This window comes from Bradyrhizobium sp. Kon69 (genome assembly GCF_055807515.1).
Genome location: NZ_JBVVOS010000007.1, coordinates 1 through 23,753, shown reverse-complemented (window position 1 = coordinate 23,753; position 23,753 = coordinate 1). Strand labels below are relative to the sequence as shown.

The 23,753-nt window shown below is 65.2% G+C and carries 21 protein-coding genes, 1 tRNA gene and 1 pseudogene; 14 read left to right on the top strand and 9 right to left on the bottom strand.

The genetic code is table 11. The features are described from left to right. Positions 1-120: 120 nt before the first annotated feature. Positions 121-330 (top strand): DUF1674 domain-containing protein, encoded by a 210-nt coding sequence (locus AC0L3U_RS11320; protein ID WP_027566297.1) that lies wholly within the window; start codon positions 121-123, stop codon positions 328-330. Positions 331-387: 57 nt separating this feature from the next. Further along, on the top strand, positions 388-978 hold the full coding sequence (locus AC0L3U_RS11315) for a thermonuclease family protein (RefSeq protein ID WP_473361810.1): 591 nt from the start codon (positions 388-390) through the stop codon (positions 976-978). A 55-nt stretch (positions 979-1,033) separates the two neighbouring features. Here AC0L3U_RS11315 and AC0L3U_RS11310 read toward each other — a convergent pair whose 3' ends face one another. Both AC0L3U_RS11310 and acs read right to left on the bottom strand, forming a co-directional pair. Next, on the bottom strand, positions 1,034-1,549 hold the full coding sequence (locus AC0L3U_RS11310) for a L,D-transpeptidase (protein ID WP_473361809.1): 516 nt from the start codon (positions 1,547-1,549) through the stop codon (positions 1,034-1,036). A gap of 449 nt (positions 1,550-1,998) precedes the next feature. After that, positions 1,999-3,945 carry an acetate--CoA ligase gene (acs, locus tag AC0L3U_RS11305; RefSeq protein WP_473361808.1) on the bottom strand — a complete coding sequence of 649 codons (1,947 nt, stop codon included), beginning with the start codon at positions 3,943-3,945 and terminating at the stop codon, positions 1,999-2,001. Positions 3,946-4,343: 398 nt separating this feature from the next. Between acs and AC0L3U_RS11300 the strand changes: the two genes are divergently transcribed. Then, the gene (locus tag AC0L3U_RS11300) at positions 4,344-5,513 is read left to right on the top strand and encodes a DNA topoisomerase IB (RefSeq protein ID WP_473361807.1); all 1,170 of its coding nucleotides are present in this window, start codon (positions 4,344-4,346) and stop codon (positions 5,511-5,513) included. Between the two features lie 9 nt (positions 5,514-5,522). On the opposite strand, the gene AC0L3U_RS11295 is transcribed toward AC0L3U_RS11300, so the two are convergent. After that, a complete protein-coding gene (locus AC0L3U_RS11295) occupies positions 5,523-5,978 on the bottom strand; it encodes an SRPBCC family protein (RefSeq protein ID WP_473361806.1) in 456 nt (151 codons plus the stop codon). Between the two features lie 101 nt (positions 5,979-6,079). On the opposite strand from AC0L3U_RS11295, the gene AC0L3U_RS11290 reads away from it, so the two are divergent. After that, the gene (locus AC0L3U_RS11290; RefSeq protein WP_473361952.1) at positions 6,080-7,174 is read left to right on the top strand and encodes an adenylate/guanylate cyclase domain-containing protein; all 1,095 of its coding nucleotides are present in this window, start codon (positions 6,080-6,082) and stop codon (positions 7,172-7,174) included. Positions 7,175-7,255: 81 nt separating this feature from the next. On the opposite strand, the gene AC0L3U_RS11285 is transcribed toward AC0L3U_RS11290, so the two are convergent. The 3 genes from AC0L3U_RS11285 to tsaD all read right to left on the bottom strand — a co-directional run bounded on the left by AC0L3U_RS11285 (position 7,256) and on the right by tsaD (position 9,914). Then, complete coding sequence (locus tag AC0L3U_RS11285) at positions 7,256-7,669, bottom strand: EVE domain-containing protein (protein WP_247405333.1); 414 nt, start codon at positions 7,667-7,669, stop codon at positions 7,256-7,258. 2 nt (positions 7,670-7,671) lie between these two features. Next, entirely contained in the window at positions 7,672-8,652 is a 981-nt protein-coding gene (locus tag AC0L3U_RS11280; RefSeq protein ID WP_473361805.1) for an NAD(P)H-dependent glycerol-3-phosphate dehydrogenase, read from the bottom strand. Between the two features lie 188 nt (positions 8,653-8,840). Continuing rightward, positions 8,841-9,914 (bottom strand): tRNA (adenosine(37)-N6)-threonylcarbamoyltransferase complex transferase subunit TsaD, encoded by a 1,074-nt coding sequence (gene tsaD, locus AC0L3U_RS11275; RefSeq protein WP_473361804.1) that lies wholly within the window; start codon positions 9,912-9,914, stop codon positions 8,841-8,843. Between the two features lie 163 nt (positions 9,915-10,077). On the opposite strand from tsaD, the gene AC0L3U_RS11270 reads away from it, so the two are divergent. The 4 genes from AC0L3U_RS11270 to AC0L3U_RS11255 all read left to right on the top strand — a co-directional run bounded on the left by AC0L3U_RS11270 (position 10,078) and on the right by AC0L3U_RS11255 (position 14,173). Further along, the gene (locus tag AC0L3U_RS11270; protein ID WP_473361803.1) at positions 10,078-10,824 is read left to right on the top strand and encodes a uroporphyrinogen-III synthase; all 747 of its coding nucleotides are present in this window, start codon (positions 10,078-10,080) and stop codon (positions 10,822-10,824) included. A 65-nt stretch (positions 10,825-10,889) separates the two neighbouring features. Beyond that, the gene (locus AC0L3U_RS11265; RefSeq protein WP_473361802.1) at positions 10,890-12,161 is read left to right on the top strand and encodes a COG4223 family protein; all 1,272 of its coding nucleotides are present in this window, start codon (positions 10,890-10,892) and stop codon (positions 12,159-12,161) included. 36 nt (positions 12,162-12,197) lie between these two features. Next, positions 12,198-13,997, top strand: coding sequence for a heme biosynthesis HemY N-terminal domain-containing protein (locus tag AC0L3U_RS11260; RefSeq protein ID WP_473361801.1), 1,800 nt, complete (start codon positions 12,198-12,200; stop codon positions 13,995-13,997). Positions 13,998-14,097: 100 nt separating this feature from the next. Further along, positions 14,098-14,173: transfer RNA gene (locus AC0L3U_RS11255), tRNA-Thr, on the top strand. Positions 14,174-14,216: 43 nt separating this feature from the next. On the opposite strand, the pseudogene AC0L3U_RS11250 reads toward AC0L3U_RS11255, so the two are convergent. After that, a pseudogene (locus AC0L3U_RS11250) lies at positions 14,217-14,800 on the bottom strand (integrase core domain-containing protein); the annotation flags it as partial. A 173-nt stretch (positions 14,801-14,973) separates the two neighbouring features. Here AC0L3U_RS11250 and AC0L3U_RS11245 point away from each other — a divergent pair. Continuing rightward, complete coding sequence (locus AC0L3U_RS11245) at positions 14,974-15,363, top strand: hypothetical protein (protein ID WP_473361800.1); 390 nt, start codon at positions 14,974-14,976, stop codon at positions 15,361-15,363. Between the two features lie 74 nt (positions 15,364-15,437). Here AC0L3U_RS11245 and AC0L3U_RS11240 read toward each other — a convergent pair whose 3' ends face one another. Further along, positions 15,438-16,481, bottom strand: a complete 1,044-nt coding sequence (locus AC0L3U_RS11240) for a polysaccharide deacetylase family protein (RefSeq protein ID WP_473361799.1) — start codon at positions 16,479-16,481, stop codon at positions 15,438-15,440. 253 nt (positions 16,482-16,734) lie between these two features. On the opposite strand from AC0L3U_RS11240, the gene AC0L3U_RS11235 reads away from it, so the two are divergent. Both AC0L3U_RS11235 and AC0L3U_RS11230 read left to right on the top strand, forming a co-directional pair. Beyond that, complete coding sequence (locus AC0L3U_RS11235) at positions 16,735-17,061, top strand: hypothetical protein (RefSeq protein WP_473361951.1); 327 nt, start codon at positions 16,735-16,737, stop codon at positions 17,059-17,061. Between the two features lie 180 nt (positions 17,062-17,241). After that, positions 17,242-17,454 carry a hypothetical protein gene (locus tag AC0L3U_RS11230; protein ID WP_007604145.1) on the top strand — a complete coding sequence of 71 codons (213 nt, stop codon included), beginning with the start codon at positions 17,242-17,244 and terminating at the stop codon, positions 17,452-17,454. 25 nt (positions 17,455-17,479) lie between these two features. Here the strand turns inward: AC0L3U_RS11230 and AC0L3U_RS11225 are convergent, their stop codons facing one another. Then, positions 17,480-19,168 (bottom strand): MFS transporter, encoded by a 1,689-nt coding sequence (locus tag AC0L3U_RS11225; protein WP_473293541.1) that lies wholly within the window; start codon positions 19,166-19,168, stop codon positions 17,480-17,482. A 172-nt stretch (positions 19,169-19,340) separates the two neighbouring features. Here AC0L3U_RS11225 and AC0L3U_RS11220 point away from each other — a divergent pair, with 172 nt between their 5' ends. The 3 genes from AC0L3U_RS11220 to AC0L3U_RS11210 are packed head-to-tail and all read left to right on the top strand — an operon-like array spanning position 19,341 to position 23,570. Next, positions 19,341-20,708 (top strand): hydrolase, encoded by a 1,368-nt coding sequence (locus tag AC0L3U_RS11220; protein WP_473361798.1) that lies wholly within the window; start codon positions 19,341-19,343, stop codon positions 20,706-20,708. Positions 20,709-20,742: 34 nt separating this feature from the next. Next, positions 20,743-22,110 (top strand): cytochrome P450, encoded by a 1,368-nt coding sequence (locus tag AC0L3U_RS11215; RefSeq protein WP_473361797.1) that lies wholly within the window; start codon positions 20,743-20,745, stop codon positions 22,108-22,110. 50 nt (positions 22,111-22,160) lie between these two features. Beyond that, on the top strand, positions 22,161-23,570 hold the full coding sequence (locus AC0L3U_RS11210; protein WP_247474935.1) for an adenylate/guanylate cyclase domain-containing protein: 1,410 nt from the start codon (positions 22,161-22,163) through the stop codon (positions 23,568-23,570). Positions 23,571-23,753 lie beyond the last annotated feature (183 nt).

Here is a 23,753-nt window from a genome sequence, read left to right as displayed (position 1 = left end):
TGGCACGCGAATATGCCAAATGTAAGAATCGCTTCCGGGTTTTTCAGCCCTTTCGGAGCCATTTCAGGAATGCGTTATTGGGCGTCGCGCCGCGGGCCATCACGCGCTAGAAGGCCGACGATGAGTGACCAGCCTTCCGTTCCCGACCGCAAGCAGCTCACGCCGGCCGCCCAGCGTGCGCTGGCCGAGGCAGAAGCGCGCCGGCAGGCTGCGGCAGTCCGAGCCAAAAATGACGCCCAGGCGGCGCCAAAGGAGTTGCAGGGGCCAAAAGGACCCGAGCCGACCCGCTATGGCGATTGGGAGCGCAAGGGCATCGCTTCCGACTTCTGAAGCTTGCCTTGCGAGGCTCGCTTGCCGGACTGCCCGACTCAGCCCTAGCGTGCGCGGATGTCGCGCTTCGATCCAAGCCATCCGTATCGGCCTTCGTACAGCGGCTCGCCGTTTGGTCGCCGGTTCTCAGGCCTGTTGCCGTGGATGTTCGTGGTCGGAATCGTGGTGGCCGTGGTGTTCACGTTTCGGCACGGGATGAGCTGGCCCTTCCCTCGTGCGACTGACGGTCAATCGCGGGACGCCGAAATTGTGCTCCAGCAAAGCGGCCATCTCGATCGTCGCCAGCCCGTCGACGTCATCCGCACCATCGACGGCGACACCTTTCTCGCGCGCGTGCATCAGCAGGGCGGCCGCGACCTCGTCGCGCGCGTTCGCCTGCGCGGCATCGATGCACCTGAGATGAAAGCCTCCTGCCAGGAGGAACTGGACAAGGCCGAAGCCGCGGCCCGCGCATTGCGCGATCTGCTCGGGCAGGGTGGCGTGACGATTACCAATCTTGGACCTGACAAATACGGACGCGTTCTCGCCGACGTCGCGACCAAACGTACGGCCAATGTCTCGGCGGCGTTGCTCGCTGGCGGCTACGCGCGGAGCTACAATGGCGGTCATCGCGACGGCTGGTGCGCGCGGAGCTGGCGCTTCTGGTAACAAAAAAGCCGCGTCGAAAGACGCGGCTCTTGCCGTCTCGCTTTGATGCCGGCGATCAGCGCGTCACGACCACCGTCGTGCCGACCGAGACGCGGCCGTAGAGATCGGTGATGTCGTCGTTGAGCATGCGGATGCAGCCATACGAGACGAAGCCGCCGATCGAGCCCGGCACGTTGGTGCCGTGGATGGCATACTCACCGCCGGACAGCGTCATCGCCGCGACGCCCATTGGATTGCGCGGCGACCCGCCCGGGATGACGTCCGGGATGCTCGGCTTGTCGCGCTTCACCTCGGCAGGCGGTGACCAGGCCGGATTGCGGTACTTGCCATCGATGCGGGTGGTGCCGGCCCACTGCTTGCCGGACTTGCCGACGCCGACCGGGTAGCGCACGGCGTGGCCGTTATCGAGGACGAGATAGAGCCGACGCTCGTTGGTTTTGACAACGATGGTGCCCGGCGAATAGTCGGCCAGGTGGGTCCCCACCATTTCCGGCCGCGCCTGCGCCGCCGTCGACATCAAGACCCCAGCCCCGACGGTGGCGGCCAGCGCCACAGCAATCCTCATCGACATCGATTTTCCCCTTGCCCCGAACGGACCGTCCAAAATTACGCAAAACCGGCAATCGCTGGCTCGCAAGTCCTTGTTGCAAGTCCTTGTCAGGGGACATTCTTAACCGCGCTTGTTAACCGGATGGTTTCCACGCACGGCCGCCAAGGGCCAGCCAGCAAGGGGAACAAAGGAAATGTTCGAAACAAAGTAAATGACCTGAAAACAACACTCGCCCGGAAAGATGCCCGGCCGCCGGGGCGCGCCCTGACAAGTGCGTGAGGGTATGAACGGCTGTTGTTCGGGGGAGCGCGAACGCGGGGATGGGTCTCGTGTCCCGGACACGGCGAAGCGGGAAGCGGTGCGACGCAGAGCCGGACCCAGAAAGCCACAGAGTCTGCTGTTGCATGCGCCCCGGCTCTGCAGCGCACCGCTAAAGAGCGCTGCGCTGCGTCCGGGGCACGAGTCCTGGCTCAGACTGACTTCTTGTTCTGCCGGTTCTTGACGAGGTCGTCGACCACGCCGGGATCGGCCAGGGTCGAGGTGTCGCCCAGGCTGCCCGGCTCGTCCTCGGCGATCTTGCGCAGGATGCGGCGCATGATCTTCCCGGAGCGGGTTTTTGGCAGACCCGGTGCGAACTGAATCTGGTCGGGCGAAGCGATCGGGCCGATCTCCTTGCGTACCCAGGTGACGAGCTCCTTGCGCAGATCCTCGGTTGGCTCGATGTCGGCCATCAGGGTCACATAGGCGTAGATGCCCTGGCCCTTGATGTCGTGCGGGAAGCCGACCACGGCGGCCTCCGATACCTTCTCATGCGCGACCAGTGCGCTTTCGACTTCGGCGGTACCCATGCGGTGGCCGGAGACGTTGATGACGTCGTCGACGCGGCCGGTGATCCAGTAATAACCGTCGGCATCGCGTCGGCAGCCGTCGCCGGTGAAATACTTGCCCTTGTAGGTCGAGAAATAAGTCTGCTCGAAGCGGGCGTGGTCGCCATAGACCGTGCGCATCTGGCCCGGCCATGACCGCGTCAGGCACAGATTGCCTGATGTCTCGCCGTCCAGCACGTTGCCGTCGGCGTCGACGATCTCAGGCACCACGCCGAAGAACGGCTGCGTCGCCGAGCCCGGCTTGAGCTTGGTGGCGCCGGGTAGCGGCGTGATCAAAATGCCGCCGGTCTCGGTCTGCCACCAAGTGTCGACGATCGGGCAACGGTCGTCGCCGACGACGCGGTGATACCACTCCCAGGCTTCCGGATTGATCGGCTCGCCGACCGAGCCGAGCAGGCGCAGGCTGGCGCGCGAGGTCTTCTTCACGGGCGCGTCGCCGCTCTGCATCAGCGCGCGGATCGCGGTCGGCGCTGTGTAGAAGATGTTGACCTTGTGCTTGTCGATGACGTTCCAGAATCGCGAATTATCCGGGTAATTCGGCACGCCTTCGAACATCAGCGTGGTCGCGCCGTTGGCGAGCGGTCCGTAGAGAATGTAGCTGTGCCCGGTGACCCAGCCGACGTCGGCGGTGCACCAGTAGATGTCGCCGTCGTGATAGTCGAAGACGTATTGATGCGTCATCGCGGCGAACACGAGATAGCCGGCGGAGGTGTGCAGCACGCCCTTGGGCTGGCCTGTCGAGCCCGAGGTGTAGAGGATGAACAGCGGATCCTCAGCGTGCATGTGCTCGACCGGGCATTCCGTCGTCACCATTTTGGCGGCGTCGTGGTACCAGAGGTCGCGCGAGGGATTCATTTCGACCGCGCCGCCGGTGCGCTTGACCACGACGACCCAGTCGACGCCGTCTGCCTTGGCGAGCGCCGCGTCGACATTGGCCTTCAGCGGCACCTTCTTGCCGCCGCGCAGACCCTCATCCGCAGTGATGATCACCTTGGACTGGCAGTCGTTGATGCGCTGGGCGAGGCTGTCGGGCGAGAAGCCGGCGAACACCACGGAGTGGATTGCGCCGATCCGCGCGCAGGCCAGCATCGCGTAGGCCGCCTCCGGAATCATCGGCAGGTAGATGGTGACACGGTCGCCCTTCTTGACGTTCCGGGTGCGCAGGATGTTGGCCATCCGGCAGACCTCGTCATGCAGCTCCTTGTAGGTGATGTGCCGGGATTGTGAGGGATCGTCGCCTTCCCAGATGATCGCGGTCTGGTTGGCGCGGCTGTGGAGATGCCGGTCGATGCAATTATGGGCGACGTTGAGAACGCCGTCCTCGAACCATTTGATCGAGATGTTGCCGGGCGCGAAGGAGACGTTCTCGATCTTCGTTGGGGCGTGCATCCAGTCGATGCGCTTGGCCTGCTCGGCCCAGAAGGCGTTCGGGTCCGAGATCGAGCGGGCGTACATGTCCTTGTACTTGGCCTGGTCGACCCAGGCGCGCTTCGCCCATTCCGTGGGGACGTCGTAGATCTTCTCGGACATGTTTCCCTCCACATACGGCAAGCCGAGCACAGACCACGGGCGAGCCGACTTGATCGTTGAACCGATTATGCGTCGGGCTAACCGGACCCGACAAGGTGCACAAGCTGGACCTTCGGCGAGCAGCCGGCCATGCGGAGGATCAAGCCGCTTCGTGCGACTGTCGCAGTTTTGAAACAGGGCGACGGGGGCTTTCGGGTCTTTACCGAGATCCTCGGAATGGGCCGGCGCAGAGCGCCATGCTCCCGGCAGCGGTATTTAGAAACCGCCCTCACTGATTCGGGACTCGCAATGCGGTTCGGAACACCCTAAGTGGCTAACCCGGGTCCAACGAGACCCCTTGGAACAAAAATCAGAACAGCGGCATTGACCGATAACAAACAGGGCTAAGGCATAAGACTATGATGGATCAGCAGAATCTCGGGACTTTGCGGCCCGCTTCAGCCGATCCTGCTGCCATTGCACTGGCCAAAGCCCTCGGACAATGGCCGAAACCGGCCGGTTCCGGCCGTCCCAGCCCGAAAAAAGCGTTCGACGCGGCGCCTGCGGCGACGGTCGAGGCCCTCGCCAAGGAACTGGGCCTGCGGCTCGGCGACCAGAATGAGCTGACCATTCGCCGCATCAGGCGCGGCAAGGGCTATTCCTTCGTGCGGCCCAACGGCGTCCACATCCGCGATGCCCGCACCATTCGGCGGCTGCATTCGATGGCGGTGCCGCCGGCCTATCGCGAGGTGCGCTACTCCGCCGATCCGAGCACGCATCTCCAGGCGGTGGGACGCGATGCCGCGGGCCGGCTGCAATATCGCTATCACGCCGATTGGGAGAAGGTCCGCGAGCAACGCAAGGCGCATCGCCTGGAGAAGCTCGTCGGCGCGCTGCCCAAGATCCGGCGCAAGGTCTCGGCGTTCCTGTCGGGCGACGAGCCGACCCGCGAGTTCGCGCTCTCGGCCGTCATCGAATTGATTGCGCGCACCGCGATCCGCCCCGGCAATGAATCCTATGCCCGTCTCAACGGCACCCGCGGGGCCACCACGCTTCTGAAGTCCAACGTCTCGCTGGAAGACGACAGCTTTGTGCTGACCTTCAAGGCGAAGGGCGGCAAGGCCGTGCGCAAGGAGTGCGACGCGGCCAAGCTCGTGCGCGCCATCGGCATTTTGCAGGGCGTTCCCGGCAAGCGCATGTTCCAGTATCGCGATCCTTATGGGATCGTGCGCGCGGTCAGCACCACCCAGGTGAACGCGTTTCTGCGCGAGATCGCCGGCATCAAGATCTCGCTGAAGGATTTCCGCACGCTGATGGCATCTGCCGTGGTCGTGGAATCGCTGTCGCGGATCACGCCGGCGACCAGCCAGCGCGGCCGCAAGAAGCAGGTGCTGGAGGCGATCCGCGGCGCTGCCGATCAGCTCTCCAACACGCCGGCGATCTGCCGCAAGAGCTATGTTCACGACACCATCGTCACCGCGTTCGAGGACGGCATCCTCGAACGCTTCGCCGCGACCATGAAGGGCCAGCGCTCGCAGGCCAGGCGCGAGCAGCTTTTGCAGCAGGTGGTGGCGACCGCGGCGGTCTGACCGGCGTCGCTACGCCTTGCTGGGAACGCCGTTGTCGGGACCGGGATTGCTGCCCGCGGCTGCGGTCGTGAGTCGTCCCAGATAATGCGCCCATCCCGTCGCGTGTGCGGCAGCCTGTTCCTCGGTCGGCAGTCCGCTATGGGTCATGCGCAGCAATGTGCCGCCGTCGCGTTCGATCAGGTCGATCTCGATCAGGCTCGAGCCGGGCGGCACCTCCTGGCCGCCCTCCCATCCAAACGTATAGGCGAGACGATGCACCGGCACGACTTCGCGGAACGCGCCGCGGGCGACGCCGCCGCGGGGGCCGATGCCTTTGAGCAGATACAGCCCGCCGGGATGCGGCTCCGTGGTCGCGTCGGAACCCATCCAGCTCAGAATCTTCTCGGGGTCGGTCAGGTAAGCGAAAACGGTGGCGCGTGGGGCGGCGATCTGGGTCTCGCGTCGCACTATGAACGGTTCGGTCATCGGCGATCATCCCTGGGCTGACACTGGGACATGGCGGCACGCGAGCGGCCCGTCAAGGATTGCCCGTGACAAAGACCGCCTGCGTTCGTCATGATCGGGCCATGCACCTCTCGCCGACACTCGCCTGGCTTGTCGACGCCGCCGCCGATAGCACCGGGGCCGACCGCCTGCTCGCGGATCTCGGCGCACATCTGGTCGCCGACGGCGTGCCGCTTGCGGCAGGCAGCCTGACGCTCGAGGTGCCACATCCGCTGATCGCGAAGCGGACATGGTTGTGGCGCGCGGAGAACGGCCGGGTGATCGAAGCGCTCGGCTTCGCGCCAGGCGGCCTCGCGCCCGACCCGCCTAACGATGCCGGCCGCCGCTGGCTGCGCGACATCGCGGAGGGTGAAGTGCACGAAGATGTGGTCGGACGGCCCGACGGGCCGTTGCTCGGTTGGATCGGGCCGCGTCCGTTCACCGCGGACGAGACCGAGCAATTGCGCCAGGCCGCGCGCTTCGCCGCGACGCCCCTTGCGGTGCTTGCCGCGCGTGCAACCTTGCGCGCGACCTTGGATGCATATCTCGGCAAGCGCAGCGCGGAGCGGGTGCTGGCGGCACCCCTGCGGCGCGATCTCGGCGAGACCATTCAGGCCGCGCTGCTCTATGCCGATCTGCGCAATTTCACGCTCCTGTCGGAAACCACGCCACCTGCCGGCGTCATCGCGGCGCTCGATGCCTGGTTCGATCGCATCGCCGGCGCGGTTCACGCCTTCGGCGGCGAGGTGCTGAAATTCATCGGCGACGGCGTGCTCGCCATCTTTCCGGTGGTCGGGGCCTCACCGCGCCAAGCGTGCGACGCGGCGCTGCGTGCCGCGCGCGCAGCCGAAGCCGGGATGGCGTATCTCAACGCGGAGCGTCGTGCCCAAGGTCTGCCGCCGCTCGCGTTCGGCGCGGCGCTGCATCTTGGCGAGATGCTGTGGGGCAATATCGGCGCGGCCAACCGGCTCGATTTCACGGCGATCGGTCCCGCCGTCAACCTCGCCAGCCGGCTCGAAGGATTGTGCAAGCCGCTCGGCAGAACCGTACTGGTGTCGGGCGCGCTCGCCGCGGAGACTGAGATGCCTCTTGTTGCGCTTGGTGAGCATGCGCTGCGCGGCATTGCCGCGCCATGCGAGGTGTTTGCGCTGTCGGAGAAACCAGCTCCGATATCGTAGCCCGCATGAGCGTAGCGACATGCGGGATCGCAGCAGTAGTCCCGGATATCGCTTCGCTCATCCGGGCTACAGCGCCTAAGCCTACATCCCACCCATCTTGCAGACGAGCTTCCATTCCTCGGCCGTCACCGGCTGCACCGAGAGGCGCGAATATTTCACCAGCGCCATGTCGGCGAGCTTCTTCTCGGCCTTGATCGCGGCCATTGTCACCGGACTCTTCAACGGCTTGTCGGCCTTGATGTCGACGCAGACGAATTTTTCGGTCTTGTCGGTCGGATCCGGATAGGCTTCCTTGACGATCTCCGCGATGCCAACGATCTCCTTGCCCTCGTTGGAATGATAGAAGAACGCCTTGTCGCCCTTCTTCATGGCGACGAGATTCTGGCGCGCGGTGTAATTGCGCACGCCGGTCCAGGCTTCGCCCTTGGCGCCTTTCGCCACCTGCTGGTCCCAGGACCACACCGATGGTTCGGATTTCACCAGCCAGTACGCCATGTTCATTCCTCTGCCTTGAAAGGTCGCGCCATCAGCCCCGAGATCGCGGCGTCGATCGTGCTTCTGCCGGTCAGGATCGACGCGACGGCTTCCGATACCGGCATTTCGATGCTTTGCGAAGCCGCGAGCTCGATCAGTACCGGCGCGGTGGATTCGCCTTCGGCAAGCTTGCCGGCGGGCGGCTGCTCGCCGCGGCCAAGCGCCAGGCCGAGCGCGAAATTGCGCGATTGCGGGCTCGAGCAGGTCAGGATCAGATCGCCGAGGCCAGACAAGCCCGTGAGTGTTTCGCTGCGTGCGCCGAGCGCGCGGCCGAGGCGTGTCAGCTCGGCAAAGGCGCGGGTGGTGAGTGCGGCCTGGGCGGAAGCGCCGAGCTTGCGCCCGACCGCGATGCCGACCGCGATCGCCAGCACGTTCTTGGCGGCGCCGCCGATCTCGACGCCGCGGACATCGGTGGAGTGATAGGGCCGAAACGTCGGCGAGCCCAGCGCCTGCACCAGGTGGTTGGCCAGCGTTTCTTCCCTCGCCGCCAGCGTGACCGCGGTCGGCAGGCCACGCGCGACATCGTCGGCAAAGCTCGGACCCGACAGGATCGCCGGCTGCGCGTGAGGCGCGGCCTCGACGATCACGTCGGTCATGAATTTATGGGTGCCGTGCTCGATGCCCTTGGCGCAGGCAATGATCGGCACCGGTCTAGCCAGATGCGAGGCCAGCATGTTGACAGCACCGCGTAGATGCTGCGCGGGCACTGCGATCAGCAACATATCCGCGCGCGTGGCGAACGCCAGGTCGCTCGTGACGACGATCTCCGGAGCAAGCCGCACGCCGGCCAGCCGCGGATTGTCGCGGCTCGATGCGATTCGCGTCGCGTGCTCGGGATTGCGCGCCCACAGCGTCACGTTCCGTCCGGCCCGCGCCGCTACCATCGCCAGCGCCGTGCCCCAGGCACCCGCGCCGATCACCGAAACCGATTGCAACGCTGTCATTGCCAGATCTCTCCACTCCCTCGCCCCGCTTGCGGGGAGAGGGTCGGGGTGAGGGGGAGTCTCCGAGAGGACGGTGACAGAGAGACTCGCGGAGAATCCCCCTCACCCGGATTGCATCTCCGATGCAATCCGACCTCTCCCCGCAAGCGGGGCGAGGTGAAGCGGAGCGCGTGGCGACAGCACGGCATTCAATATCCCGCGCGTGTCTTGCCGTATCCGGCCGGTGCCGTCGCGTTCGCATCGAGCAGCCAGCGCGCGCGGGGCTGTGCTTCCATCGTGTCGGTCATGCCGAGTGCGAGACGTTCGGCGCCGGCCCAGGCGATCATCGCGCCGTTGTCGGTGCAGAGCGCCGGCGGCGGCATGATCAATTGTGTTCCGGCTTTGCTCGCAACCTCATGCAAGGCGCCGCGGATCGCCTGATTGGCAGCGACACCGCCGGCCGCCACCAGCGCACGCGGTGCGCCGAACTGCTCGCGGAAAAGTTTCAGACCGACGCTCAACCGGTCGGCCGTGGAGTCGAGCACGGCAGCCTGGAAGCTCGCGCAGAGATCGCTGACGTCCTGCGGTGTGATCTCGGCCAACCGGCTCGCTTCGTTGCGCACCGCCGTCTTCAATCCCGAGAGCGAGAAGTTGGCGTCGGGGCGTCCCTGCAGCGGCCGCGGAAACGCAAATCGCGCGGGATCACCGCCAGCTGCCGCGCGCTCGACCTGCGGCCCGCCCGGATAAGGCAGTCCCAGCATTTTCGCGACCTTGTCGAAGGCCTCGCCGATCGCATCGTCGACGGTGGTGCCGAGCCGCACATACTGGCCGACGCCGGTGACGGCAACGATCTGGGTATGGCCGCCAGAGGCGAGAAACAGGCAATAGGGAAATTCCAGCGCGTCGGTCAGGCGCGGTGTCAGCGCATGCGCTTCCAGATGGTTCACCGCGACCAGCGGCGTGTCGTGCACCATCGCGATCGCCTTCGCGGTGGTGAGCCCGACGATGACGCCGCCGATCAGTCCCGGGCCTGCGGCGGCCGCGACACCGTCGAGCTGGGCGAAGTCGATGCCGGCCTCAGTCATGGCGCGGTCGATGATGCCGTCGAGCAGGTCGACATGGGCGCGGGCCGCGATCTCCGGTACCACGCCGCCGAAACGGGCATGCTCCTCGACCTGCGACCACACGATATTGGACAGGATCTTGCCTCTGCCGTCAGGCGCACGCTCGATCACCGCCGCGGCGGTCTCGTCGCAGGTGGTTTCGATGCCCAGTACCAGCATTGGCGAATTGTTATCCAATTTGCGCCTTCTCACGCCCCTTGCGCTCATCCGCAAAGCAGAGTTCTGGTACGTCCGGTAGCATTCCGGGGTTGGCCAACGCAATCGTCACGCGCGGCCGTCCCTCGTGAAAGCGCCACCGCCACGTGGTTCGGGAACACAAGCGATGTCCATTCTTGTCACACGGCCGCATCCCGACAATGAGGCGACGTCGGAAAATCTGCGAGCGCGGGGTCATGTGGTGCTGCTCGCGCCGGTGCTCAAGTTCGAGCCGGTCGCCTTCCATGGCGAGAGTGAAACAAGCTACAGCGCCGTCATTGTCACATCGGCCAATGCGATCCGTGCCGTCGCGCCGCAATTGCAGGACCTTGGTCTCCTGGAGCTGCCGCTGTTCGCGGTCGGCGAGCACACGGCTGCCGCGGCGCGTGATGCCGGCTTCGCCGAGGTGGTCATCGCCGGCGGCGATGCCGCCGCCCTGCGCGACAAGGTGATGCAGAGCGCGCGCGACAAGCGGCTGAAGAAAAAGGGCACGTTGCTCTATCTTGCGGGCGCGGATCTGTCGCGCGACCTCGGCGGTGAGCTGAGCGACGAAGGCTTCAACGTCGTCACGCAGACGACCTATCGCATGGCGCCGGTCAAGCTGTTGCCGCGCGATGTCTGTGAGGGCTTTGCCGCCCATGGGATCAGGGCGGTGCTGCATTACTCCCGGCGCAGCGCGCGGGCTTTCCTGGAGGCCGCGCGGGGCGAAGGTGTCGAAATCTCGGCTCTGGCGATCCCGCAATGCTGCCTGTCCGAGACGGTCGCCGGCGTGCTGCGCGAGGCCGGTGCCTCGCAGGTTCTGGTGGCGGCGACGCCGGACGAAAATGCCTTATTTGACACCTTGGAGCGTGCTTTGCGTACCCGTTTGGCGTAAGAGGTCGGGCCGAATCCGACGCAATCGGGTCCGTTTAGGGCATGTAAGTGTGAGGAACCGTCACGATGGCCGACGACAAGCCTGAAGACGCAGGATTGGCTCCCGAGTCCGGCCGCGCCAAGCGCATCCCGCCCACCATCGACCTCCAGGCAACCGAGGTCTCGACCCAGCCGCAGGAGGTGGCGGGCGAGCCTGAGGCAGCGACCGAACAGGCCGCGCATGAGCAAGCCAAATCCGAAGAGGGCAAGTTTCAGGAGGAAAAGTCTCAAGAGGAAACGTCTCAAGAGGCAAAGTCCGAAGAAGCTCATGCCGAGCCGCAGCCCGAGTCTGCCGAGGAAGAATCTTCCGTTGCGTCCGCGTCGGTATCGCCGTCAATTTCACCCTGGGTTATCGCTCCGTTCTCCGGCGCCGTGGCAGCCGCCATTGTGATCGCGGTCGGCTGGATGCTGGGATGGCCTGCGGTGCAGGCGCCGCCCGCTGCTCCGCAAGTGACGGGCGCAGCCGTCGAGGCGCTGAGCGGACGCGTTGCTGCAGTCGAAGCCAAGGCGGGCAAGCCTGCCGCCGATCCGGCCATGGTGGCGCGGATCGATGCGCTGGAGAAATCCGCAACGAGCCTGCGCAGCGAGATCGCCAATCTGCGCGCGCAGTCCGATAAGGCCGCGAGCACCCCGAACGACGCGAAACCGGCGCCGTCTGCTGCCGCGCCCGATCTTGCCGCTCTCAACGACCGCCTCGCGCAGCTCGAGCGTGCCAGCAAGACCGAACGTGCCGAACTCGCGCAGCAAAGCGAGAAGATCGCCGACGCAAAAACGATGGACGACAAACCGTTGCGCCATGTGGTGGCGGCGGCTCTGCTCGACGTCGCCGTGCGCCACGGCGACGCCTACGTATCGCAGCTCGCCGCAGCGCGGTCGCTGGCAGCAAAGCCGGACATGCTGAAGCCGCTCGACACCTTTGCATCGTCAGGCATTCCGACGCCGGTCGCGCTCAGTCGCGAGCTCCTCAACATCGTGCCGAAATTGTCGCCGCCGGCGGAAGCCCCGGCCAGCGGCACCGGCATCGTCGAGCGTCTTCAGGCGGGGGCGTCGAAACTCGTCCGCATCGAGCGGACCGACGGGGTCGGCAACGATCGCGGCGCCATCGTCGCGCGGGTGACGGCGGCTGCGCTGCGCAACGATTTCGCCGAGGCACGGCGCGAGTTGAAGACGCTGCCCGAGGCCGATCGTGCACCGGCACAAGCCTGGCTCGACAAGGCCGATGCCCGTGACGCGGCGCTCGCCGCCTCACGCAAGTTCGCCGACGCCGCCATGGCGGATCTCGTCAAGCCTGGTCAATAAAGGTTCGCGCAACAATCAGCGCGTATAGGGATCGTCATGCTTCGCATCGTCCTCTTCCTCGTCCTGATCGCGCTGGCGGCGGCCGGCGCAGCCTGGGTTGCCGACCAGCCCGGCGATCTCGTCCTGACCGCAGGCAGTTTCCGCGCCACAACGACGCTTCCCCGATTCGTGTTCTTGCTTGGCCTCTTTGCCGCGGCAGTCGTGCTGGTCTGGAGCCTGCTGACGATGGTCTGGCGCGCTCCGGGTCGTCTGCGCCGCCGCCGTCACGAAAAGCGTCATGCGCGCGGCCGCCACGCCATTACCCACGGGCTGCTTGCGATCGGCCACGGCGACACCGCGCTTGCCCGTCGTCACGCCGATACCGCGCGGCGGCTGGCCGCAAACGATCCGCTCGCGCTTCTCTTGCATGCGCAATCGGCGCAGCTCGAGGGCAATCGCGACGAGGCCCAGCGCGTCTTCCGTGCCATGGCCGAGCGCGAGGACACGCGCCTGCTCGGCCTGCGCGGCCTGTTCATCGAGGCGCAGCGCGCCGACGATGCGGTCGGCGCGGTGATGATCGCCGAGGAAGCGATCAAGCTGTCGCCGTCCTCGACCTGGGCCTCGCATGCGGTGCTCGGCTTCCGCTGTGCGCGCGGCGACTGGAGCGGCGCGCTCGCGATCCTCGATTCGAATCTGTCCGCGGGCCTGATCGACAAGCAGGCCTATCGGCGCCAGCGCGGCGTGCTGCTCGCCGCCCGCGCGCTGGAATTGGAAACGATGGACCGCGACGTCGCGCGCGAGAGCGTGATGCAGGCGGTCAAGCTCGCGCCGAACCTGGTTCCGGCCGCAGTGCTCGCTGCAAAATTCGAGAGCGAAGCCCATCAGGTGCGCCGCGCCATGAAGCTGGTGGAAACCGCCTGGCTCGCCAATCCGCATCCTGATCTCGCGGATGCCTATGCGCATGTGAAGCTCGGCGATTCCGCGCGGCAGCGCTTGCAGCGGGTCGAGACGCTTGCGGCCAAGATTCCTGCCGACAAGGCTGGTTATGTCGAGGGCCAGCTGGCGATCGCGCGCGCCGCGATCGATGCGTCCGAGTTCGCCCGTGCGCGCGCGGTGCTGGCGCCTTACGTCAACGATCCGACCCAGCGCGTGGCACTGCTGATGGCGGAGATCGAGCGTACCGAGCATGGTGACGGCGGTCGGGCCCGCGCCTGGACCTTACGCGCGGTGCGCGCCCGCCATGATCCAGCCTGGACCGCGGACGGTTATGTCAGCGATCGCTGGCGTCCGGTGTCCCCGGTCACTGGCCGCCTCGACGCGTTCCAGTGGCAGACGCCGGTCGCTAGCCTTCCGTCCGACAGGGGCGCGATGATCGAATCCTCGGCGTTCGAGGAAGCCATGCTGGCGGCTCCGCCGCCGAAGCGGGTGACGGCGGCCCCAAGCGAAGGCCCGGCGGAACCGGTTGTCGCGGCGCCGGATCCGGTGCCTGCCGCGCAGGACAATTCGCCGCCTCTTGAGGCCCAGGAAATCTCAAAGGAGGCCGTCCAGGAGGTCGTCCAGGAAGCCGCCAAGGAAGAGCCGGTCGTCGCGCCCGCTGAGCCGGTCCAACCGGCCCCTGAGATCGCCGAATCATCGCCGGCTGCGGCAACGCCCGTGTTCCGGACCCGCGCCGACCTTGGCAAGCCCGCACCAGCCCCCATTCCCGCCGTCATCCCGATCGTCCGTGCACCTGATGATCCCGGGATCGACGACGAGGGTCCGAGCGATGAATTTACGGAACAAATCGGTACGCCCAGGGACCATGCAAAGGCCCAGGCCGGCGGCTGGCGCGGATTCTGGTCTCGCTGGGGCGGGTGAGCGGCATTTCCAAGCCGGCGCCACCTTGCCAATTCGGGCCATGCCCGATATCAGGAGCGCGCGTAACGGGACCGGCCTCGCGCGGGCCCCGGCAAGGTTCGCCGCAATAGCTCAGTTGGTAGAGCACGTCATTCGTAATGACGGGGTCGGGGGTTCGAATCCCTCTTGCGGCACCAGCGCCCCAGTGTCCGGCCCGAAGACATGGGTAACGGAACGTACCTAAGACATAGGTGACAGCCTCGTGCCGAACGGGTTGTCGAGAGGTTGCAGGGTTTTCTGCTCCAGGTCGAAGTATCCCAGATCATAATGCATGAAGCTGACGAGCCAAATGCCCTCGTCGACCTCTTTGATGCCGAGCTTTTGGCCCGCCAGCACGGTTGAGATGTTGATCCGCTTGCGATGCAGGCAAAGGCGGCCGCACGCGGTTACAAGAACCTCGCGATCGTGGAACGGATAGGTCAGCTCCGGCAGGCCGGCATAGGAACGCGCTGAGGCGACGTAGAGCTCGGCAGGGCATTTCATGTCGAGGGCCTCGTGCGGGCGTTCGGAGTTGAACTCGCGGACGAAGGCATCGAAGCGTTCCTGCTGCTGCAAGCTATTGCCGCCCGGTGGCCGGGTGTTTCCTTTTTGAGGGTGAGGTGCATGCGCTCATGACGTCCGTTCTGTTGCGGGTGACCCGGCTTGATGCGTTCGATTGCAATACCAAGTCGGAGCCACCACACCGAGAGCTTGGAGAGGTTGAACAAGGCGTTGGGACTGGCGAAGGGCACGCCGTTGTCGGAGCGAATGGCGAGCGGCAGGCCGGCGCATTCGGTCATCATGTGCGCACTGCGCAGATGAGTCCGGTCGAGCGCAGCCATTGCCTCACCGTGGCATCACGTCGGATCTCGCACGCCAGTCTGAGTGATCGTGATCACATAAACTCGCGATCGGCTCTCCTAGTGTCCAGCTCACGCCAAACACGGGGAGATTTCATATGCGCAAGATCATTCTGGTGGCCGCCATGGTGCTGGTCTCTGCATCTGCCCAGGCCGGAGGCCCGCGCAGCCTGTCGCTGTCCGCGGTGAGCGAGCCGGCTTCGGTTCAGCAAACGGCGCCGGCACTTGCTGCCGCGCCGACGCAGGTGAGCGAAGCAGCGCCAGCAGCCGAAGCTCCGAAATATCTCGATCGCCCGCCGGCGGTTTCGCTCACGGCGCCTGCGGCGGCCGTCACGCCCACACCGACGACCACGACGACCTCAGCGCCCGCGACGACGGCCCAACCCGCCGCGAAGACGACGGCCAAGGCGGATAAGCCGAAGCACAAGCGCAGCTGGACCGAAGGCCGCATCATCAGCGAACTGCATCGTCACGGTATCTACTGGTAAGATGCCGGCTCTCAAAAAGCATATGGCCGGGACAAGCCCGGCCATGACGCGAGAGTTTTGGATTTGATCGGCGCTTACTGCGAAACCGTCTGCACCACGCTTCCGATCGGACGCGCGCTCGAGGTCGGCACCTTCAGGTCCTTCAGCAGCGCCTCGTCATATTCCGGCAGCGTCTGGAAGGTCGTCTTGGCCTTCATCTGCACGATCTTGTAGCCGCCGGCCTTGAGACGCGCGAGCAGCGCCGGCATCGCTTCGCCGGTGTGCTTCTGGAAGTCGTGCATCAGGATGATGCCCTTGCCGAGCTTGTCGAGCCTGGTCATCACGGTCTCGATGATCTTCTCCGGCGTCGCGCCCTTCCTGAAGTCGAAGGAGTCGATGTCGGTCGAGAACATCGCGACGTTGCGCGTGCCGAAATAGCTCACGATCGCCGGATTGTGCTGAAGCTGCGGGAAGCGGAAGAACGGTGCGGGGTTCGTGCCGAGCGCAAACCTCACTGCGCTGAAGCCCTTCTCGACCTCGTCCTTGGCCATTTGCTCCGTCATCTTCTTGCCGTTCAGATTGACGTGCGACCAGGTGTGCGCGCCGACCGTGTGGCCCTGTGCCAGCACCTGACGCAGGATTTCCGGATGGTAGGTCGCATGCTTGCCGACCGAGAAGAACAGCCCCTTGGTGCATTCATCCGCGAGCGCCTTCAGCACGGCGGGCGTGTTGACCGGCCAGGGACCGTCGTCGAAGGTCAGCACGACCTCCTTGTCGGTGAGGAAGTCGAACTGCTTGAAATGATCGAAGCCGAAGCCCGGACCGCCGGTGGTGTCGATTTCGACCACGCGGGAGACGCCGAGCGCGTTGGGATTGGCGCAGGTCGATTTCTGCTGCACCGGCATCGGCGCGGGTGCGGGCGCCGGGGCGGCTGCTGGCTTGGCCGCAATCGCCGCCGTGGTCGCAACGTCGTCCTTGGCGGCGAGCTTCGCCTGTGCCGGCAATTGATCGGCGGCACGGGCGGCAATTGTCTTGGGAGCGGCCTGGTCGGCGCGCGAGGAATAATAAAACCAACCGCCGGCGGCAATCACGACCGCCGCAACTACACTGGCCAGCATCAGGCCCAACGCATTACGCATCGCCATTCTTTCCAATTACGCAACCAAACCGGCGGAATTTCCCGCTCGCCGAGCCATTAATGCGAAGGAACAGTTAACGTGACACCAACACGACAGCGGATATGAAGGAATTTCAGCGAGGTGCGCCAACGTGACCGAAGTCACAGAGGGTGGGCCTCCCGTGACCGTCATCACAGTGGAAACTGTTTTGCTGGAGCATGGTCAGTCCCATCAACAACGGGCCCGCTTCCAGCGGTGCCAATGGGAGCTTCAAATGACCAACTCGCTGAACACCAAGTCTCTGAACACCAAGTCCTTGAGTAGCAAGATTCGCGACACCAGCCTGGCTGTGGGCTTTGCCGCCATCCTCTCGATCGCCTCGACCGGCTCGAGCTTCGCCTTCTCGTCCGAAGCGCAGCAGCAGTGCACGGGCGACGCTTTCCGCCTGTGCTCGTCGGAAATCCCGAACATCCCCAAGATCACGGCGTGCATGATGAAGCATCGTTCGGATCTGAGCGCCGGTTGCCGCACCGTGATGGACAAGGAACTCGCCAAGGGCGGCGCGTCACGCAAGGTCGCTGACGCCCAGGACAGTCAGTAACAGACAGTCAGTAACAGCAACGATAGCGTCGTTGCGTCGGTTAGCTCCCCTCGCGATGTGCCCCGGCGTCAAGCCGGGGCCACGCGGCGGCGCAGGCCCGCCTGTCAATAAAGCCGTTGCGGCCTCGGGATCGTCGCTCTAGCTTCGCCCGCACATCTTCCGGGTTAGAGGCATTACGCGATGACCAGATTTCTTTTCATCATTCCATTGATCCTGTTTGCATCGGCTGCGTCCGCGCAGCAGCCCGGACACGACGCCTGTGCGCGCGATGTGACGCGCTTCTGCCGCCCGGTGATGAACAATGGCGATCAGGCTGTGCTCGCCTGCCTCAAGCAGAACCGTACGCGGCTCACCAAAGGCTGCGACAAAGTGCTGACGGATCACGGGCAGTAAGACGTCGCTACGGACTCACAAAACCTTACGTGCTGCTTCCCGCCGCAGTGGCGACCACGGGCAGCACCTCACTTGCGGCCTGGTCCGGCGTCTCCTCTTTCCAGCGCACCGATCCGAACGGACGCTCGAGCATGCGGCGGATCCGCACCGGATCGGGGCCGATGTGGAAATCGATCGCCTCCTGATGCAGCGCGCGTTCGGACTGCGTTGAGCGGTTGCGCTGGCGCAGATAGTCGAGCCAGGTCGGACAATGGTAGCGCTCGGTCCACAATTCGGGATCGGCGATGTCGCGCGCGATCGACCAGCCATAGGCACCATTGCGCTGGCGGGAGAGCTGCACGTCCTGCATCACGTTGTGAAAGGCGCGGGCGTTCTCTTGGGCGACGCGGTATTCGATCTCGACCACCAGCGGCCCGCTGCGCGCCGTGAGCGACAGTTTGACTTCCGGATCGGCCAGCACATCGGCGTCTTCGTTACGGGCGCCGACGCGCGGCATCGTGAGCCAGATCCCCAGCACCGGCGAGATCAGCATCAGCCCGGCGGCCGTCAGCAACGCGACCTCGACGCCGGCATAGTCGGTGAGATGGCCCCAGCCCCAGGCGCCGATCGCGATGCCGCCGGAAATCGAGGCCTGGAACGCCGCGAGCGAGCGGCCCGCGACCCAGCGCGGCGCCGAGAGTTGCACGCCGATATTGAACAGCGCGATGGCGGCCATCCAGACCGCGCCGGCGAGCACCAGGGCAGCCGCGGTCAGCACCGGCTCGGTGCTCACGGCGAGAGCGGCCATCGCGAACGCCATCGAGATGGTGCAGGCGCGGATCGCAGCTTCGCCGCTCATGCGCTTGCGCAATTCGTGGATGTTGAGCGCACCGACCACGGCGCCCATCCCGAAAGCGCCGAGCATGATGCCGTAGGTCTGCGCGCCGCCATGCAGCAGATCGCGCGCGACCAGCGGCATCAACGCCATGATGGCGCCGCCGATCAGGCCCATCACCAGCGTGCGCAACAGCACGATCTTGATCGGCGGCGAATTGGTGATGTAACGGAAGCCCGACACCATGGCGCGGTTGAGCTTCTCCCGCGGCAGGCGCGAGGGTTCGGTGTTGCGCCGCCAGAGCAGCAGCACCACCAGCAGCGGCAAATAGAGAATGGCATTGCACGCGAACGCCGCTACCGCGCCGAGCGCGGCGACGATGACACCGCCGACGGCCGGGCCGAAGCTGCGCGCGATGTTGTAGCTGATGCCGTTCAGCGCGACGGCCGACGGCAGAGCATCGGGCGGCACCTGCTCGCTGACCGAGGACTGCCAGGCCGGACCGAACAGTGCGTTGCCGCTGCCGACGACGAAGCAGAAGACGAGCAGCGTTTCCGGGGAAATGTAGTTGAGCCAGGCCAGGACCGTGAGCGCTGTCGCGCCAGTCAGCGCGATCATGAGTGCGATCAGGGTGACGATACGGCGGTCATACATGTCGGCGATGGCGCCGGCCGGCATCGAGATCAGCATGATCGGCAGCATCAGGGCGGTCTGCACCAGCGCCACCTTGTCCGCCGAGGCCGCCATCTGCGTCATCGCCCAGGCGGCGCCCACGCCCTGGATCAGCAGGCCGAGATTGGAGAGCAGGCTGGCGAGCCAGATGCGCCGGAACACGGTGTATCGCAGCGGCGCCATGATGCCGTCGGCCGCAATTTTCTGGCGGTTCGTCTGCTCGGTCATATCCCCTTCCAAATGGGCTGGCAGAAGTGGTCTTGAAGCTGTCTTGAAGTTGTCTTGGAGCGGTCTTTGGACGATTCCGGCAAGTTCAGTGATGCCTGCGAAAGTCCTTCGCTGTCCAGTGGTTAGGCCGGTATAAGCGGTGCAAAGAGATGGTTTTGCCGGGGAGGAACAGATGAAGCTGTCACGACGGATGATCTTGCAGGGAGCCGGCAGCTTGCCCTTCGCAGTTGCGAGCCTGCGGACGGGCGCATTGGCTCAACCCTCCCCCGCCGCGCCGAGCGGAGTGCCGCCGATCCTGTTCGTCCACGGCAATGGCGATTACGACGCGCTCTGGATGACGACCTTGTGGCGGATGGAATCCAACGGCATTGTGCGCGATCGCATGCATGCGATCAATTTCACCGATCCCAATGCACGAAGTGACGACAAGGTCGAGCAGGCGGGCCGCTCCTCGACCGAGGACCAGCGCCGCGAGCTCGTCGCCGCCATAGCCGAACTGAAGCGCCGCACCGGCGCGGCCCGCGTGGCACTGGTCGGCAGCTCGCGCGGCGGCTATGCCATCCGCAACGTCATCAAGAACGGCGGCGCCGGCGATGTCAGCCATGCCGTGCTGTGCGGCACGCCCAATCACGGCGTGTTCGCGACCGACGACCAGCCCAACAGCGAGTTCAACGGTCGCGGCGCGTTCCTGCGCAGCCTCAATGATGGCGAGAGCGAGGTGACACCGGGTGTCGCCTTCCTCACCTTGCGCAGCGACGGCATGGACAAATACGCGCAGGCCGACGGCCGTTTCATCGGCAAGCCCGGTACGCCAACCGGCGTCAGCGTCGAAGGTCCGGAGTTGAAGGGGGCCACCAACCTCGTGCTCGGCGCCCTCGATCATCGCGAAGTGGCGTTTCACCCTCGGGCCTTCCGCGAGATCTACAAGTTCATCGCCGGCCGCGAGCCCGCGCGCATCGCAATCGCGCCGGAGCAGAGCGTGAAGTTGAGCGGCCTTGTTACCGGCACGCCCGGCGGCGTGTCGACCAATCGCCCGGTCGCGGGTGCAACCATCGAGATATTCCGCGTCGATCCTGAAACCGGTGAGCGCAACGGCGGCGCCGTCCACAGCGCGAAGACCGGTGCCGACGGCCGTTGGGGCCCGGCGCAGGTCGAACCTTCCTGGTCGCTCGAATTCGTCTTGTCATCGCCGGATGCGCCGACCACGCACATCTACCGCTCGCCCTTCCCGCGCTCATCGGACGTGGTGCATCTGCGCGCTGCGCGTCCGCTCGGGCCCGCGGACAAGGACGCCGGGGCCGTCGTGATCATGTCGCGCCCGCGCGGTTATTTCGGCCTGCCGCGGGACGTGGTGCTGCTCGACGGCAAGGAGCCGTCGGACGTCAAATCGGGTGTGCCCACGGATTCGACAGCAACACTGCGCCTTGCGGCCGGCGAGGTCGGGCGTAACATCGTGGCCCAATTTGGCGAAGAACGAATTGTGGCACGTACCTGGCCTGCCTCCGAGAACAGGATTGCGATTGCCGAGCTGACTTACTAGCTAATTGCCTGCGTCACCTCTGCGGGAGCGAGCCATGAACATCGCCAGCGTGCGTCGGCCCATCGTCCCTCCGACCCCGCCGCGTGCGCCCGACGACATGTCGTTCCTCGGCCGGCTTGCCGTGATCAAGCGGAACATGATCGCGACCTGGGGGCAGCGCGCCTACGAGGAAGACGTCATCGAGGGCCGCTTCTTCTTCCGCAACAGTTTCATCCTGAACCGGCCGGATGCGATCCGGCATGTCCTGCTCAGCAATTACGAGAATTATTCGCGCACCCCCGCGGGCATCCGCATGCTTCGTCCCGTGCTCGGCGACGGTCTTCTGATTGCGGAGGGCCATTCGTGGACGTTTCAGCGCCGCACTCTCGCACCGGCGTTCACGCCGCGTGCGACGGCAAATCTCGTTCCGCACATGACGGCGGTGCTCGACGAGACCATCGCGAAGCTCGACGCCCGAACGAGCGAGCCGGTCGATCTGCGCGAGCTCATGCAGCGCATGACGCTGGAGATCGCCGGACGCACCATGTTCTCGTTCGGCATGGATCGCCATGGCCCGACCTTGCGCAACTTCGTCATGGAGTATGGAGCCCGGCTTGGGCGGCCGTACTTGCTCGACATGGTGCTGCCGCTGTCCTGGCCGAGCCCGATGGATTTTGCCCGCGCCCGTTTCCGCAAGCGCTGGACCGAATTCGTCGCGATGCTGATCGCCGAGCGGCGTGAGATGGGCAAGAAGGAGGGCGCGCCGCCGCGCGATCTGTTCGATCTCATGGACGAGGCGCGCGACCCTGAAACCGGCAAGGGCTTTTCGGACGAGCAACTGGTCGACGAAGTCGCGACCATGATCCTCGCGGGTCACGAGACCACGGCGACCGCGCTGTTCTGGGCGCTCTATCTGCTCGCGCTCGATCCCGATACGCAGGAGGAGATCGCCTCCGAGACGCGTGGCGAACACCTCGACAGCATGGCCGACATCGATCGTCAGAAGTTCACCCGCGCCGCGATCGAGGAGACCATGCGGCTTTATCCGCCGGCCTTCCTGATCGCCCGGGCCGCGCGCGAGAAGGATAACGCGGCCGGCGTCGCCATCGGCAAGGGCGACATCATCATGATCGCGCCGTGGCTGCTGCACCGGCACGAGAAGCTGTGGGATCAGCCGAACGCGTTCATTCCAAAACGCTTTATGTCGACGGAAGCGCCCGATCGGTTTGCCTATCTGCCTTTTGGCGCGGGTCCGCGGGTCTGCGTCGGCGCCCCCTTCGCGCAAGCTGAATCCGTGCTGGCACTGGGCCGGCTGATCGGTGCGTTCCGAGTCGAGCTTGCCGATACCAGCCCTGTCATCCCGCTCGGCGTCGTCACGACCCAGCCGGACCGTTCGCCCCTGTTCCGCATCACGCGTCGGTGACAGGCGTTCGCCTGGCCGACGGCGTGATCCACACCAGATAGAGTTACGCCATGAGCGACATCCAGGCCCAGTTTTCCGTTCTGAAGCAGACCGCCGATGCGAAAGTGGTCGACGCGATCGCGCGCCTCATCGAGGATGGCGAAGATCACGAGCTCAACCGCGTCAATGTCCTCGATTTCGCGAAGCAGCACGGTCTCGATGAAGAGCACGCGATCTCGGCGTTCCTGCATTCGGCGCGGCTCGGCCTGTTCGATCTGGGCTGGAATGTGCTGTGCCCGGGCTGCGGGGGCGTGTTGGGTGCGCACTCCACCCTGAAGGCGCTCAAGCCCGACGATTATCACTGCGCGCTGTGCGCCTGCGGCTACAAGGCGTCCGTCGATGATCAGGTCGAAGTCTCCTTCACCGTCAATTCACGTGTCCGGCGCATTGCGGCGCATGATCCCGATACGCTTCCGGTGTGGGAGTACTTCAAGCAGGTGTTCTGGAGCTCCGGCGTCGACTTCAACAAGGAATCGTTTGCGACGCTCGCCAATGAGGTGACGCTGGATACGATGGAGCTGCCGGCCGGCGAGAAGGCGACCATGTCGCTGCAGCTGCCGAACGACTTCATCATCATCTTCGAACCGGTGACGCACGCCGCCCATTTCATCGACGTGCAGGGCGAGCCGACCAAGGACCGTCAGCAGCTCGCCATCATGTACAACAGGGTGCAGGCGCCGACGGGAACCACGACCATGCGGCCGGGCCCGCTGCGGCTGTCGCTGGAAAACCAGGCCGGCGTGCGCGTGCTGCCGTCGGTGTTCATCGCGGCCGAGGCACTCCATCACCTCATCGGCAAGCGCAAGCCGTTTCTTACCGCCAAGCGGATGCTGTCGAACCAGACGTTTCGCGACGTGTTCAAGGCGGACAATCTCAGTCTCGACCAGCGGCTCCAGATCACCTCGCTGACCTTCCTGTTCACCGATCTGAAGGGCTCGACCGCGCTCTATGAGCGGGTCGGCGATCTCGCCGCCTTCGACCTCGTGCGCGCGCATTTCCACGCGCTGCTCGAGATCATCTCCTCCGAAAAAGGCGCGGTAGTGAAGACCATCGGCGACGCCGTGATGGCGACCTTCGTCCGTCCCGAGCATGCGATCGCAGCGGGTTTGCGGATGCGCGCGGCGATGGACGAGCTCAACAAAAAGCGCGGCACTGCCGATCTCATCGTCAAGATCGGCATCCACGAGGGTCCGTGTCTCGCGGTGATGCTGAACGAGCGGCAGGATTATTTCGGCCAGACCGTCAACATCGCCGCCCGCGTGCAGAGCCTCTCGACCGCGCAGGAGATCCACATCACCGGCCCGGTGCTGGATGCACCGGCGGTCGCCGAAGTCCTCAAGCAGCGCGAAATCAGGCCGATCCAGAAGCAGGCCGCACTGCGCGGCATCGCCGACAAGATGGTGGTGTACGAGATACCGTGACGGACGACGGTCGCCATGGTCTGCGTCATTGCGAGGAGCACTTGCGACGAAGCAATCCAGACTGTCATCGCGGAAAGATCCTGGATTGCTTCGCTGCGCTCGCAATTGTGCATGTTCACTAATTCGCTGATCGAATTCATCCTGTACGGGGAGAATTCAGATGCGAGACAACAGCTTCGATCG

Coding starts and splice junctions, on each gene's coding strand:
- AC0L3U_RS11320 (WP_027566297.1), top strand. CDS start 121: ATGAGTGACCAGCCTTCCGTTCCCGACCGCAAGCAGCTCACGCCGGCC.
- AC0L3U_RS11315 (WP_473361810.1), top strand. CDS start 388: ATGTCGCGCTTCGATCCAAGCCATCCGTATCGGCCTTCGTACAGCGGC.
- AC0L3U_RS11310 (WP_473361809.1), bottom strand. CDS start 1,549: ATGTCGATGAGGATTGCTGTGGCGCTGGCCGCCACCGTCGGGGCTGGG.
- acs (WP_473361808.1), bottom strand. CDS start 3,945: ATGTCCGAGAAGATCTACGACGTCCCCACGGAATGGGCGAAGCGCGCC.
- AC0L3U_RS11300 (WP_473361807.1), top strand. CDS start 4,344: ATGATGGATCAGCAGAATCTCGGGACTTTGCGGCCCGCTTCAGCCGAT.
- AC0L3U_RS11295 (WP_473361806.1), bottom strand. CDS start 5,978: ATGACCGAACCGTTCATAGTGCGACGCGAGACCCAGATCGCCGCCCCA.
- AC0L3U_RS11290 (WP_473361952.1), top strand. CDS start 6,080: ATGCACCTCTCGCCGACACTCGCCTGGCTTGTCGACGCCGCCGCCGAT.
- AC0L3U_RS11285 (WP_247405333.1), bottom strand. CDS start 7,669: ATGGCGTACTGGCTGGTGAAATCCGAACCATCGGTGTGGTCCTGGGAC.
- AC0L3U_RS11280 (WP_473361805.1), bottom strand. CDS start 8,652: ATGACAGCGTTGCAATCGGTTTCGGTGATCGGCGCGGGTGCCTGGGGC.
- tsaD (WP_473361804.1), bottom strand. CDS start 9,914: ATGCTGGTACTGGGCATCGAAACCACCTGCGACGAGACCGCCGCGGCG.
- AC0L3U_RS11270 (WP_473361803.1), top strand. CDS start 10,078: ATGTCCATTCTTGTCACACGGCCGCATCCCGACAATGAGGCGACGTCG.
- AC0L3U_RS11265 (WP_473361802.1), top strand. CDS start 10,890: ATGGCCGACGACAAGCCTGAAGACGCAGGATTGGCTCCCGAGTCCGGC.
- AC0L3U_RS11260 (WP_473361801.1), top strand. CDS start 12,198: ATGCTTCGCATCGTCCTCTTCCTCGTCCTGATCGCGCTGGCGGCGGCC.
- AC0L3U_RS11245 (WP_473361800.1), top strand. CDS start 14,974: ATGCGCAAGATCATTCTGGTGGCCGCCATGGTGCTGGTCTCTGCATCT.
- AC0L3U_RS11240 (WP_473361799.1), bottom strand. CDS start 16,481: ATGCGTAATGCGTTGGGCCTGATGCTGGCCAGTGTAGTTGCGGCGGTC.
- AC0L3U_RS11235 (WP_473361951.1), top strand. CDS start 16,735: ATGACCAACTCGCTGAACACCAAGTCTCTGAACACCAAGTCCTTGAGT.
- AC0L3U_RS11230 (WP_007604145.1), top strand. CDS start 17,242: ATGACCAGATTTCTTTTCATCATTCCATTGATCCTGTTTGCATCGGCT.
- AC0L3U_RS11225 (WP_473293541.1), bottom strand. CDS start 19,168: ATGACCGAGCAGACGAACCGCCAGAAAATTGCGGCCGACGGCATCATG.
- AC0L3U_RS11220 (WP_473361798.1), top strand. CDS start 19,341: ATGAAGCTGTCACGACGGATGATCTTGCAGGGAGCCGGCAGCTTGCCC.
- AC0L3U_RS11215 (WP_473361797.1), top strand. CDS start 20,743: ATGAACATCGCCAGCGTGCGTCGGCCCATCGTCCCTCCGACCCCGCCG.
- AC0L3U_RS11210 (WP_247474935.1), top strand. CDS start 22,161: ATGAGCGACATCCAGGCCCAGTTTTCCGTTCTGAAGCAGACCGCCGAT.